Here is a 13,643-nt window from a genome sequence, read left to right on the forward strand (position 1 = left end):
GCTCTACGGGGATGGCGCAGCCGACCAACGGTCGGCTCTACGGGGGAGGCCACTCGGCCAGCACGCTGGCCGGCAGGCCCATCCGCGCGCAGGCACGCGGGGCCAGACCATCCTGCAGCGCGCGCCGGAACAACGGCGTCATCGCGCGCAGCACGCGGGCGGACGTGCGTGCCTGCGCGCGTTGCATCGCCGTGCGTTCCAGCATCGCCTCGGCCCAGTCCGGCAACAACGCCGCACCCGCGCCCAGGAACAGCTCACGCGACAATCCGGCCATCGGCACCGGCAGGCGGATGCCCGACAACACCCCCAGCACTTCGCGCGAGCGCCCATCGAACCGAAGCTGCGGCAGCTGCCGGGCGAAGTACGCGTCCACCTCCGCTTCAGACGCGGGCACCTGGGTGGCGCCCAGTGCCTCGGCAACGCGCTTGTACTCGCGGTAATACTGGTCGGCCACCGCACCGGGCACCTCGCGGCAGTAGCGCCGGCAGCCTTGCAGGAAACCGTAGGCCTCGGTCACGTGGACCCAGGTGAGCAGGGCCGGATCATCGGCTGAATACGCGCGGCCGTCGGCACTGTGCCCGCGCACCTGCGCGTGAATGCGCGTGACCTTGGCCACCAGCGCATCCACCTCGGCGCTGGGCGCATAGGTGGTGCCGGCCACGAAGGCCGTGGTGCGACGCAGCCGCCCGACCAGGTCGTCGCGGAAGTTGGAGTGGTCGTACACCCCGGCCAGGGCCAGCGGGTGCAGGGTCTGCAGCATCAAGGCGCACAGGCCGCCGGCGAGCATCCCGGGGAATTCCGAATGCACCCGCCAGGTCGCGCTGTGCGGCCCGAACCAGCCGGGGTCGCCCTGCGGGTGGTCGTACTCGATGCCGCTCTGGCCGCGGGGGAAGGCGCCCAGCACCCAGCGCCGGATGGGCGCGGTGACAGGCTGGGAAAGACGGTGCAGCAACGGCGGCATCTCGGGGGTCCAATCGGGCGGAGGCGACGGCAGTCTGCGCGGTCGGGGCCGATTCTGGCCGATCCCGGCGCCCCCGGGGAGCCCCTGCGCTTAACCGGCGTTCGATGTGCAGGTGCAGCACGATTTTACCTGCGACATCTTGTCGCACGCTGCGATGGCGATGATGCACCGCATCAGGCCACCCGCATTCAGAAATATCAGCCCGGTGGCTTCGCATTTCCCCCATTGCACGACCCGCTGGAAGTGCTAGAACTGAATCCGCCTCACGTTCGTCCAATGCGCTGCCGCACGTTCCAGAAGGAGCACGTCATGATCGCTTTGTTCAAGGGTTTGGGTTTGCTGTTGCAGGACAACGAGCTGTACAACAGCCCGTTCGAAAAACAGGTCGCGCATTGGCGTAACAAGAGCGAGCAGCAGATCCGCGAGGAAGTGGCGGTGCTGGCCAAGGCCAAGGGCCAGTGGCTGATGGCCTCGATCGTCGGCTGGCAGGCCGCTTCGCTGCTGATCCTGGGCCTGATCTCCAACTATCTGTGGAAAGACGATTTCCATATCACCTTCACCCGCGTGGTGATCGTGTTCGGCTCGTGGATTTCCATCCTGTTCGTGATCTGGTTCATGGCCAACATGTTCGACCACACGGCCGGTTTCGAGCGCTGGATGAAGGCCTTCAACAGCCGCGCCCGCATCACCTCCGATGCCGACAGCGTGGAATGCGTGGCCGAAGCGCTGGACATGGCCCAGCACTATCCCGACGTGCTGGACTACAAGCAGGCCGTCACCGCGCGCCGCGAGCTTCGCCACGAAGACATCCGCATCATGCGCGAGATCGGTCGGATGCAGCAGCACACCGAGCTGGTGGGCCAGCTCAACCATGTGGGCGAGCAGGACAACCGCAGCAACCTGCACCTGCAACCCGCATTCTGACCAACCCGGAAAGTGGGGGGAGCCACAATGCCACCGTGATCACTCACGGTGGCATTGTTCTTTGGGCTGCTCGCTGACGCACTGGTTGAAGCCGGTGGGCAACCCGGCCATCTGTGCGGTCTTGCCGACCGCCACCGCCAGCCGGTGCAGCGGCGGTTTGGTGCACGCCGCGTCCTTGCTGCAGGTGGGATCAAGCAGCAGGTAGTGGCAGGTTCCACTGCTGCTGGCGATGCACTCGAAGTGCGCCACGCCGTCCACCAGGGTGCTCTTGCTGTACAGCGCATCCACGCCGTTGGCACGGATGCGGGTCACCGAGGTGTTGCTGGACTGCTGGCACCCGGCCAGCAGCACTACGGCGACGCACAGGGGCAGGAAAGTACGCATGATCACTCCAGGAAAAATGAGGGCCTGCTCCGGCTACATGCCCCGGAACAAGCTCATGAACGGTTGACTGACATTGAGCACTTCGGCCCGGTGTTTCAGACGCAGCTGGCCGCGCCCGGTATCGTCGCGGCTCACCGCCGCCACCGCTTTCATGTTCACGATGGTGGAGCGATGCACCTGGCGGAAACGCTGCGGGTCCAGCACGTCCAGCAGCTCGCGCAGCGGCGTGCGCAGCAGGCTTTCGCCCTGCTCGGTGACCACCGTGGTGTACTTGCTGTCGGCACGGAAATACAGCACGTCTTCGAGCATGATCAGCTGGGTGTCGCGCCCGTTGCTGGCGGTGATCCAGGCCAACGGCGGCGCGCTGCTGGGCGCGCTGCCGCCCTGCCCCAGACGCTGCAGCAGCTGCTCCAGCATCGCGTTGTCCGGTCGGCCCTGCTGCATGCGCGCCAGGATGCGCTCGCGCGTGGCCAGCAGGCGCTCATCGCTGACCGGCTTGAGCAGGTAGTCCATCGCGCCCTGTTCGAAGGCGTCGATGGCGTACTGGTCGTAGGCGGTCACGAACACCACCTGGGTGCGCGGGCTGATCTCGGGCAGCGCACGTGCCACGTCGATGCCGGTGATGCCAGGCATGCGGATGTCCAGGAAGGCCAGGTCCGGCTTCAACTCGGCCAGCCGTTCCAGCGCGCACGCACCGTCTTCGCATTCGGCCACCAGCCGCAGCTCCGGCCACAGCCGTTGCAGCTGCACCACCAGCGACTGCCGCAGCAGGTCTTCGTCTTCCGCGATCAGGGCATCAAGCTGCATGGACGGCCTCGCGCGCATCGCGCGGCAGGGTGATGGTGGCGGCGACGCCGCTGGGGAAGTTGGACACGATGGCGACGCCGGCGCGGTCGCCGCAGGTCAGGCGCAGGCGTTCGCGCAGGTTCTTCAGGCCGATGCCGGTGCCGCTGGTGCCCTGGCCGAACCCCAGCCCGTCGTCGGCAACGGTGAGGGTGACATGGTCATCGAAGGCGCGCGCGATGATCCACACCGTGCCGCCACCCGGCTTGGGTTCCAGGCCATGCTTGATGGCGTTTTCCACCAGCGTCTGCAGCGCCATCGACGGCAGCGGCAAGCCGGTCAGTGCCGGCGGCACGTCAACCTGCAGCGCCAGCCGCGCGCCCATGCGGATCTTGAGGATTTCCAGGTAGGCCTGGGTGCGTTCCAGCTCCACGCCCAGCGTAGACATCGACTCCTCCACGCTGGGCAGCGAGCTGCGCAGGTACTGGATGAGATGCCCCAGCATCTGGTCGGCGCGCGGCGGGTCGGTGCGGGTCAGCACCTGTGCGTTGGCCAGCGTGTTGTACAGGAAATGCGGTTCCACCTGGGCATGCAGCAGGTTGAGCTTGGCTACCGACAGTTCCTTCTCGGTGGCGGTCTGTTCGGCCGCGGCCTGCTCATCGCGGCGCTGCTCGGACACCCGCCGGGTGATGGCGCGGGTAACCGCTTCGGCATTCTCGAAGTTGCTGCCCTCATCCACGGCCAGCAGGTCGGCCCAGACCCCCGCGTCGGGTTCGAACAGCAGGGTCACGCTGCTGGTGCCCTGCCCCGGGGTGACCGTGGCCAGCACGCTGTTGCGACGGATCGCCAGCCGCGCCGGCAGGTTCCAGCGCGAGGGCGGGCGGCCGTTGTAGGGATCCACGCGGCGTACGTAGGCGCGCACCTGCAGGCTGCCGGCGGCGCTTTCGATGTCTTCCACGCGGGGCAGCTCGGCGATGGCCTTTTCCAGCAGCGCGAAGGCCGGGCCGGCATCCATGGGCAGTTCGATCTGGCGGCGCTGGCGGCTGGACAGGGTGGTGCCGTCCAGGCGCCCGGCGATCAACCAGACCCGGCGGATGTGGGTGATGCAGCTGCCGATGGCGGTGACCGCCAGGAACATGGCCAGCAGCCCGAAGACCCAACCGGGGCCATCGTCCATGCCGCTGAAGATGCCACTCCAGACGAAGCCGGCCACGATGATGGCGACGGCCCAGGCCAACAGGATGCGAAGGATCAGTGCGAGGCTGGCGAACACGGCGGCGTCTTCACGATGGGAGTGAGGCGAGCATAGCCCTGCCACGGTTGGGAACAAGAGGCATGCGACGAAAGCCGGGAATGGCGGGATGAAGCACCGATGTGCAGTGGATTAGAGATTGACGCGGGCTTCCAAGAAAGATTGTCGCCTCACCCGTCCGCATGCTCTGCCATGCGCCTAAGTGGATGATTTTAATGGAAAAACACTAAGACCTCACGCAGGCAGCGTCGGGGCGAAGCTTGAATCGACGCCCGCTTACCGCTAGTGCCGTCGGCGGACGGCTGGCTCCCGTAAAGTAACGCTCGATCTCGCTCCGGCGTGGAGCTGGGCGGGTTTTTAGCCTGCTTAGCGAATACGAACACCCTGCTTCTCTAGCACCTCCAATATCACAGAGGATCGGTAGAAGTAGGAGATGCCCGCATGGTGGCCGAACTCAGCACGAAGGTGGCCAGCATTTATGCCGACCAATCGACCATTACGTGCGCCCGCCTTTCCAACCCATCCTTTGGCCGGAGCATACACCGGGCTCCCGGACGCTCCGCCATGTGAGAACGCTTCGTACGCGATGCAACGGCCGGCCGCCTTTCCCTCTATGGAGAACTCGAATCGCGGATCGGAAGCAATACGTCCACCTCGCACTAGCGGTCGCTCGGAGAGTTGGTCGTGCTCATTCGGGAAGCCTGCGAAGGCGACGAGGTCGAACGGAGTGAGTGCACGAACGTAAGCATCGTCCGCGATATCCTCCAGCGCGAAGTGGTAGAAGATCTTAAGGCTATCCATGTTCTCCACTGCCTCGCAGCGTGGATTTACTATTACCGCGACATCATCCAAAGGATCATGAGGAATGCTGATAGCAGCGGTCGCATCCACTGCGAAGCGATAGATTGAGTCATCGTCTCGCCTTCCGGTGACAAGAATCCTGCGAAGCCTGAACTTCCGATACTTCCCAGACTGATCCTTGTATGAAAGATCAAGGACATGTCGATTCGTTACGAGCGCGAACCCGTCGGATTCGATCCCGATCACAAACGCCGTTCCTTGCACGGATTTCGACGTGCCCGAGTCATCCTCGAATGTTGAGACAACTTTGTAGGCGCTGTACAGGAACTGGTTAGGAAGATCAGAGAACATGGAGCACTCCGTCTAGATCGACCCCAATGGGGGCATTGTGTGATTGAAAATAGAGCAATGAGGACCACTTGCTACAAGCACGTCTGAGAGAGTCACCTTTCAACAGCTTCCAGGCCTGAGACTCTCAGAAACTACGATATCAATTTTCGGCGCTGCTCTTTCATTGGACGCACGAGCCATCTCAGTCCCTCAGCAGAACCAAAGCCCTGCCACAAGCTAATGCGAGCGATGACGCGTCCCACAGATTCAGAACCGCACGCTCAGCGAATGAAAGTCCAGCCTGATCGTTCGATCCACGGAGAGAGAGGAAGAGAGAGATGGGATCCACACAGCAGTTTCGGCCGGCGAGCGCTGCAGCTGGCATGCGCCATAGCTCGACTTCATCAAACGCCGCGACGACTTGAACGGGATTGCCTCTGCATCCCAAGACACTTGCAGCGTCTTCCTGAAAAGATCGCCAGTCGGCGCATGCACGGGGCGGGGCTGCCGTTGGTGATAGCCGCGGCGGAGTGACCTGCGAGGCGAGCGTCCGCAGGAACTACTAGCTGAGATGGAACGCGGACAATATCAACAACAGGACTCGCTAAATGAGTGCGGATAAGCGACCAGGCGATAAGCGGCTCGTCCAACTCCATTCGATATCCCTTGATTCCCTAATCCACGACTGCGACGCCTAGGTTGAAAATTTCGTATGCAACCACGCGAGCTTTCCGATAGGGCAGTCCCAACGAAGAAAATTTGCCTGCAACGATGAAGTTTCGCTCACTTTTGAGCAGTGCGCTCGTGAGGATGCTCTGAGCAAGAGCGCTCACTACTGGCGAGGTCATTCAACTACACCAAGTTCCAGCATTCGAGCTGCCTGCCTCCGAGTCGTCTCCACGTACTGCGCGGAAAGCTTGGGAAACGAGCTGGCAAATTTCAGGTTCCTCATTGAGAACTGCGAGCCGACTTGAGCAAGCGTAGGTATTGGGTGCTCAGGAGGCGCCCTCAGTCCGGCTTCAAGAGTGTGGCAACGAGCCTGCAACAGCTCTGTATTCGCCGAAAAAGTCGTTGCTATGAGGGCTGGCCCTATACTTCTCACAGTCGTTGTATGCCGTCCCTTCCAGTGAATTTCCATGCTCTGTCACCAGACCGGCAAGAGGTGACGCTGCAAGCGTTCACCCAATCGCGTTGGGAGACAGGCGCTGAATAAGTCTTTTGATCCGCTATTAACAGCCTGCCAAGCGCAGCCTGGGTGCCTTAAGAGCAGGCTCTCGGCCTTGACGCCTTAGCAGCAACAGATGCTGAGCAAGTGAAATTTCGGCATCGTGCGGGAGGAGCTTCCTGTGGGGTAGCATAAGTACATCAGGCTTGATTCCAGTTGAGACAGACGCTCGATGCTTCAGATCAATACAGGCAAGCTCTATGCCGACGGAGTAGGTCGTTCCAGGACAATCCGGGGCATCTTCTACTCAAACGTCCGCCTCAACTACTGCTCCGACTTGAACACAGCTGCAGGTACCGTAATTGCTGCAGACCAGCTTCGGGGCACCAATACGCTGATCTTTGAGATGGAGGAGCGTCTTGCCGATGGCGCGGAAAGTCCGGGCGCGCTCATTTCTCACGGCGTTGATCCTTACATGATGGATTTCGCGCTTGTGATGTCGTTCTACTTCAACGCCATCGCTCACCCGGATGCAGAGCTTGCAAGGCAATTGCTTCTTGAGTCTCCAGGGCTTGCAACGCATAAGCCGCCTCGTGAGTACCTTTCACGTTGCTTTGAACGTAGCATTCATCCGACTCCACAGGAGATGGATGGATTCTCCACTTTCATCGAGCAGCTGCTCGGTTTGGAGCGTCGCAATTACCTTGCGGCGATGCGGGCAATCAAGACCTATGTGGTCGCCACGCACCGGCTGAGAGACCAATTGGATGCGTCATACGCTCTGATGGTGTCCTCGGTTGAAGCTCTCGTTCATGAATTCGACCACTATGAGTCAACTTGGGATGACATACCAAGTGAAAGGCGAAGTGCAGTAGACGCAGCGTTGGTAGGTGTTGATGAAGAACGTGCGGCGAGAGTCCGAATGGCAATTGTTGGCTCAGAACATGTCACTATCGGACGTCGCTATCGTGAGTTTATGAAGCTGCACTCTCAGCTTCAAGAGCCGGGTGGGGACGACCCATCCAGAACAGTTGGCTCAATCCGAGCTTTCGAGATCGACACTGCGCTGGCAAGTGCGTATCGACTTCGATCCTCCTATTTGCATGAATCGAAGCCGCTCCCTACAGAGATCACGTATGGGTTCGGCCACAGTGAAGTCACGTATGTCGACCGAGTTGCGACTCTCACCTTTCAAGGTCTTGCAAGGCTCACGCGATGCGCAATTCGAGGATTTGTTGGAGACTCGCCGAAGGTCGAAAGAGAGATGTACGACTACTGCCTCGAGAGGGCTGGTGTCATTCGTGCCAAGCTCCATCCGCGCGAATGGCTGCACCTTCCTCTGCAGACGCCGAAGGAGGGAAGAGATCGCTTTGAGGGTCTGCTAACGATTCTCGCTGAGCTGCTCTCCAGCAAGGAGGAGCCAAAGATTGCAAATCTCACAAGCGTGATGAAGGACGTCGAGAGGATCGCCCCTCAAGCGACCGATGCACAGAGAGCGCCACTACTGGCCTTCTATCACCTCTACAACTACATGCTACGCGATGAGCTCAGAGTGCCCCGCTTCGAGGAGTTCCTGATGAGGTTCAAGTCATCAGGCCCTACTGGCGCGCCGGAGTGGCTAGCGACCAATTCTATGATCGGTCCTCCCATAGAAGTCTCGCTTGAGTCTCATCGCGACTCGCTAAATGATTACTTCAAAAAGCGCGCAAAGCCTGGGGGCTTGCAAGCCCCGGTGATGGTGGAAGTAGTCATGTGCCTGGTCCTAGCTGAAAGGTGTCGCCAGGCGGGCAATGTCGTTGAACTAACTAGCGCACTGAGTCGGGCTGTCCAGGCGTGCCCAGAGATGGAGTACCTTAGGACCCTATCAGCTACGCCAGATCTGCAGCCAATCGAATGGCGCAAACATCTCTGGCCACACATGTCTGGGGAAGATCTTGCAGAGCGGCCGTCCGCGGACTAGTGGGACGGCTAGCTTGCCTCTCGTTCGCGCTCCACATCAGTCCAGCAAGCTCGTAGGATTGAGCAATGAGCCGCTACATCTCGTACATCCTCGACGGCTTAGCACGTGAATCGGTTCTAGGAATTTGCTGTGCTACCACCGGTTTGTTCAAGTTGCAGAGTCATCATCGGCTCTTCGAATGCGGACTGGCCCCAACCAGTAAGCACATCATTAAGCGACTCCCACAGCAGTGAAGGCGGCAATTCACGAATGCGTGAGTGACGTGTATCCCAACCTTGTTCTATCGCACGCTCGCCGTTGCCGCGAAGAAGATTGATGATTCGTGTTTCTATCTGGGATCGGCCCGGTCGGTAGCGCGCTATATAGTCAAGCGCTTCGCGCATCGTTTTGTGTGCAAGGTAATAGCACTGCGCAATAGACAACTGCTCCAGTTGAACCCGAAACAGCATGCGCGCCTCATCCAGGTCAGGTGTTGGCAGTCGGCGCTCCTCGATCAGGTACTCGAGGTAGGTCGCTAGTTCCTCGACGCCGATGTCCCGAGCCAAGGTCCAAGCGCAGTCCCTCCATCCAGCTGGCCAGTCACGGCGGGGCAAGTCCCGAATCTCTCGATGGAGAGCGAGGGTGTTTGGAGATGCGCGCCATATGACCTTTTCCAGATAGGCGCGCAGTCGCCCATTGTCGTCTAGATCTACGACCCCGATCGGGGTAGATGTATCAATGGCGAGCACGCCCTTGTGCAACAGGCCGAACAGAGCGCCAATGAACCTTCCTGTAGGCTCAAAGCTCTGGCTCGACTCAGTCAGTGGTGCCAGAGTCCATCGTATGTGGTCCAGTGGGCAAGCACGAAGAAGGGCCACTAGGCTTGCTGCTTCCAGAAGAGTCAACTGTTCGGCACGAACACGTGTGGCTTCCGGCTTGGGGTACATTGCGATAGTAGCTGCTAGCTGGTCCTCAGGCGTCTCCGCCGTTTCGGCCAGCGCTTTCATCTTGCGAACTTCTGTAGAGTCAGAACGGGACAGCGACAGCGTCGCTAGGCGAGAAAGGACCGCCTTTCCGCCATCAACCTCCGCCAGCTCCGGGCCCCACTTTACAATTAGCGCCTCGCCAGTCGCGGATGGGTTGTCGCTAAGCCAGCTCAACGTACCTTCAAACACAGCTAGTGGGTCGTCGAGAAGCTCAACATATATGCCGAGATCGTCAAGAAGCAGTGGCAATCGTTCATCCTCCGGTGGTGGCATGTCCGTGGCGCGCTCCGCGAGTTCTGCGAGCAGCTCTCCCGCGCCATGCCACTTACTTGCGTAGTTCGTGTGTGCCTCCAGAATGGCTCTATAGATCCACCAAGGCATGTCTAAAGCGGGGGTCGCGCACAGTAGGTCAACCTGATCTGCCTCAGGCGTGCTGTTCAGCACAGCGTCGGCGGCAAAGATCAGGCTCCAACGATCGCGCAGAATGCCATCAAGCTGTGCTTCGACATCCCGGGACCTGGATATGAGATCGAAGCCAAAATGGCCAAAGTGAATCACGCCGACGAGAGAGGGTGTAGCAACGAAAGGGCTCCACGCGTCCAAGTCCCCAGCGCTGTGGCCGTGGGAGCTCCAGATTCTCTCCAAGAGAACTGCAGCGACCGCTTGCACCATGTCATACCGACCAGTCTCAAGTGCAACCTGCATTTGAAACTTTGGCGCCACGGTAGGATCCCAACCGTTGGCATGGCTTCGTACTGATTCGATGAAGGGCGCAATTTTGGTCAGGACGTCTTCGAATGCGTCGAGATCACCTGCGCGCGCGCGATGTAGCGAAACCATCGCACGCAACTCTGCAAGGCTGGCCAAGTTGCCATCTCCAGCCTGTTCATCGCGGCCCACAAGTTTGGTGAGTGCCTCAACGACGCGGTCCGCGTCATCCCACATTCCCAACTGGATTGCGTGAACATAAGCTTCCTGGAACACCAGCTGTTGATTTGCTTCTGAGAGAGTACGGATCAGATCACCAAGTATGGCGGGATCAGTGTCACCTGCCATCCGCTGAGAGCACGCCACGATTGCGTGCGGCCAAGCCCAGTTGGGATAGAGCTGGCGTGCTCGTGCCGCTTGCCGTGGAACATCCTTATGGGTGTCTCCAAGCACGTAGAACATCGAATTGAAGACTCGTACATATGGGGATTCGTGCGAGAGAGCCTGCTTAAAAAGTTCCTCTACGCGATCCTTTCTGCTTGTCTTCTCGGAAGTACCTTGCGCACTTACCAGCCCACGCATACGGCAGCCTGATGTACCACCCAAGACCCAAGCGAGCAGAGCCTGGGCCTCGGGATGGATCCCAACGTTGGACTCGCTCAGTAGCTCTTCTGCGGCATCGTCATCTCCCAGCATCCCAAGACAGAAGCCATGTTTGGCTCTTTCGTTGTCGCTACTGTCTTCGGCTTCTGCATAGAGCGAAGCAGCCGCCTCGAACTGCCTCGCAAGCAATGCGCGGTCAGCCTCACTCCAATTCGGACCGGGAGCCACTCCCGCCTTGAGTGTATTCAGCACCTCCAGCAGGGGAGGGGGCGGCATGGACTTCTGTGTATATTCTGACATCGGCAGCTGCACGGGACCTTGATTGGTCAAGATTGGCAGAGGTGCTGGGGGGCATCAATGGGGTCGCGGACACCACTTTTGCTTACACAGCAGGTGAAGTACACACCACAAATTGCGATGTGGCTGGCTTTTCATCTGTACTTCGCAAGCCGGCGCCTGCTGCCAGAAGCACTGGGGGCCCCTCTGTAACACAGTCGATGCGTGGACAGCGGAAGGGTGTGTCAGTTCATTACTCGCCCAATGTCCCCACTCGGCCAGAAGCGGGCGTTTAACTCTATATTTCCTGCAGTTCCTTAAGCAGAGGCTCGAGCTCGACGATCCGCGAGATGGTCACGCTCTCTAGCGCGCTGGCGTGGATGAGGGGCTGGATGCTCCCGCCGTGGTACTGGCTGGACTGGAACTCAGCGCTAGCCTCGCGATATTGAAGCCAAGTCTGCTGAGAATTCTCGAATGCGTCTAGGCGGCCACCAGAAAGATGCTGTCGCAAATCTTCAACCAGAGCGGCAAGCCTTTCTTCGGCTCTGTGAAACGACGCTGCGGCATGCCGATTCATGTCCGCTTGAGTCATGTGTTCCGAGTGATCATTGACGTAGATCTGGACGGCCTGTTCTTGGTAGGCGGCGGCCAATGTCTTCGCTGAGTTGGCCTTTCCCATAATCGTGTCTTCAAGCACCTTCAGATCATCAAGGGTAGTACCTGACGCCTCTAAGCTCTTCTTCAGATCGAGCAGCTTTTGCTGCTTATCGATCTGTTCGAACATGGGCTTTTGCTCGATGCGGCGCTGCACAAAAAATCCCAATGCCGCTATCAGCGCCCCGAAAAGGGTATAGAGGAATTTCTCCAGCATTTGTCACGCACCCCTAAAGTTTTCAAGGCCATCTAACTACCCAATAGACGGACCCATGGGCCCGGCTATACAAGTTGCCCTCAGAGCACCGTTTGGTGGACTTTCCCTCCAGTACGGCTCGATCTTAGGGCGCTTGGGTCGAGCTAACAAGCCAGCGTATAACCGGACCCTGCGGTAGGATCGGCGGCGGCACGAATGGCCGCTATGGGTCGAGAGCTGGCTCCAGCACTCTTGGTCGCGTTACCTGGCGCCGGCGCGTCTGCTTTCGGCCTTGGATTCAACCGATCGACGCAACGGTTCGTCGGTATCGCTCGACGGGTGTTTCGTAGCCTAACGTCTTGCGGGGCCGCTCGTTCAGTTGGCGGGCAACTGCATCAAGCTGAGCTTGAGAGATATTGGCAAGGCTGACGCCCTTAGGGAAGTACTGTCGCAGTAGTCCGTTGGTGTTCTCATTGGTGCCGCGTTGCCAGGGATGGTGTGGGTCGCAGAAGTAGACTTGGATGTCGGTGGCGAGCGTAAAGCGGCGATGCGCCGCCATCTCTTTGCCGCGATCCCAAGTCAGAGATCGGTACAGTTCCCGAGGCAGGCGGCGGGCACTTTTGATCAGCGCATTCACCACGGTCTCAGAGTCCTTTCCGTCAACTTTGACCAGCATGACGTAACGGGTTTTGCGCTCCACGAGCGTCGCAATCTGGCTATCGCGGTCACCAAATAGCAGGTCGCCCTCCCAGTGGCCAGGTACTGCCCGGTCCTCAACCGAAGGCGGACGCTCACTGATGGAGATCGTGTCTTTGATCCTGCCGTGATCAGCTGTTTTCTGTGTGTGATGCCGTGAGCGGCGCATGGCACGAGTCCGCCGTAGGTGCGCCAACAGCTCCTGCTTCAGGGCTCCTCGGGACTGGATGTAGAGCGTTCGGTAGATTGTCTCGTGAGACACCTGGCGGCTCGTATCTTCAGGATTGGTGCGTTTCAACCAACCGGACACCTGCTGTGGTGACCATTGCTGCTTCAGCTTTGCTGCCACTCTCATCGCAAGCGCTCGATGCAAGCCGAGCTTACAGAGCTTGGGGCGTCGCGCACGCTGCCAGGCACGCTGATCAGCCAGATTCGCTCGATAGCCATTGACCCCATCGTTGCGGTGTAGCTCGCGACTTATGGTCGACGGGGCCCGTCCGAGCGAGCTCGCAATGGCACGCATGGACTTCCCAACAGCCACACCCCGGGAGATTTCTTCACGCTCCGCCAAGCTTAATACGCGCTCTGATCGGCGGCGTGGGACTGGCTGGATACCTCCGGACTCGGACAGAACCGAGCGAACCGAGCTATGGTGACGGTCAAATAGAGTTGCAATCTTGTGCAGCGATTCGCCTCGTCGCCATCGCTCCCACATCAGAGCCTTCTGGGCGTCGCTGTAGTAGATCCTTGGCCTGCGCTCCATCTGCAACACTCCTGCTGCCGGTAAGCAGTCTTCAGTGTGTTGCGTCGGCGCGTCTGCTTTCGGCCAAGAGCGGGCACCAGGCTGCTGAATGGAATCAGGACGTCCGAGCCCTGTCTGATGGCGTCTACGCAGCTGAACAAGCACGCCAAGCTTCGTCCGGTGGCCTAGGCTGCTACTGGCCGGGAGCCAGATCAAGGGATATGGCGTACACCGACGGATACG

Annotated in this window: 10 protein-coding genes; 2 read left to right on the plus strand and 8 right to left on the minus strand. The window is 59.9% G+C overall.

The annotated features are described in order from the left end of the window. Window positions 1–37: 37 nt before the first annotated feature. Entirely contained in the window at window positions 38–961 is a 924-nt protein-coding gene (locus AC6CHL_RS14075) for an oxygenase MpaB family protein (protein ID WP_038690744.1), read from the minus strand. A 309-nt stretch (window positions 962–1,270) separates the two neighbouring features. On the opposite strand from AC6CHL_RS14075, the gene AC6CHL_RS14080 reads away from it, so the two are divergent. Then, window positions 1,271–1,885: a hypothetical protein gene (locus AC6CHL_RS14080; protein ID WP_038692551.1), complete on the plus strand. Its 615-nt coding sequence runs from the start codon at window positions 1,271–1,273 to the stop codon at window positions 1,883–1,885. Window positions 1,886–1,924: 39 nt separating this feature from the next. Here AC6CHL_RS14080 and AC6CHL_RS14085 read toward each other — a convergent pair whose 3' ends face one another. The 4 genes from AC6CHL_RS14085 to AC6CHL_RS14100 form a co-directional block, all read right to left on the minus strand. After that, window positions 1,925–2,269 (minus strand): hypothetical protein, encoded by a 345-nt coding sequence (locus tag AC6CHL_RS14085; protein WP_498294898.1) that lies wholly within the window; start codon window positions 2,267–2,269, stop codon window positions 1,925–1,927. 33 nt (window positions 2,270–2,302) lie between these two features. Next, window positions 2,303–3,076: a LytR/AlgR family response regulator transcription factor gene (locus AC6CHL_RS14090; RefSeq protein ID WP_498294900.1), complete on the minus strand. Its 774-nt coding sequence runs from the start codon at window positions 3,074–3,076 to the stop codon at window positions 2,303–2,305. Continuing rightward, window positions 3,066–4,325, minus strand: a complete 1,260-nt coding sequence (locus AC6CHL_RS14095) for a sensor histidine kinase (protein ID WP_038692555.1) — start codon at window positions 4,323–4,325, stop codon at window positions 3,066–3,068. Before AC6CHL_RS14095 ends, AC6CHL_RS14090 begins: the two co-directional genes overlap by 11 nt. A 345-nt stretch (window positions 4,326–4,670) precedes the next feature. Next, a complete protein-coding gene (locus AC6CHL_RS14100; protein WP_498294902.1) occupies window positions 4,671–5,456 on the minus strand; it encodes a S1 family serine peptidase in 786 nt (261 codons plus the stop codon). A 1,376-nt stretch (window positions 5,457–6,832) separates the two neighbouring features. Here AC6CHL_RS14100 and AC6CHL_RS14105 point away from each other — a divergent pair. Beyond that, the gene (locus AC6CHL_RS14105) at window positions 6,833–8,560 is read left to right on the plus strand and encodes a hypothetical protein (RefSeq protein ID WP_498294903.1); all 1,728 of its coding nucleotides are present in this window, start codon (window positions 6,833–6,835) and stop codon (window positions 8,558–8,560) included. A 116-nt stretch (window positions 8,561–8,676) separates the two neighbouring features. Here AC6CHL_RS14105 and AC6CHL_RS14110 read toward each other — a convergent pair whose 3' ends face one another. From AC6CHL_RS14110 to AC6CHL_RS14120, 3 genes are all read right to left on the minus strand, one after another. Then, entirely contained in the window at window positions 8,677–11,148 is a 2,472-nt protein-coding gene (locus tag AC6CHL_RS14110) for a hypothetical protein (protein WP_498294905.1), read from the minus strand. Window positions 11,149–11,410: 262 nt separating this feature from the next. Continuing rightward, entirely contained in the window at window positions 11,411–11,983 is a 573-nt protein-coding gene (locus tag AC6CHL_RS14115) for a lysozyme inhibitor LprI family protein (RefSeq protein WP_498294906.1), read from the minus strand. Between the two features lie 277 nt (window positions 11,984–12,260). Further along, the gene (locus tag AC6CHL_RS14120; protein WP_192082071.1) at window positions 12,261–13,421 is read right to left on the minus strand and encodes an IS30 family transposase; all 1,161 of its coding nucleotides are present in this window, start codon (window positions 13,419–13,421) and stop codon (window positions 12,261–12,263) included. Window positions 13,422–13,643 lie beyond the last annotated feature (222 nt).

It is taken from the genome of Stenotrophomonas sp. GQ19, assembly GCF_059758695.1.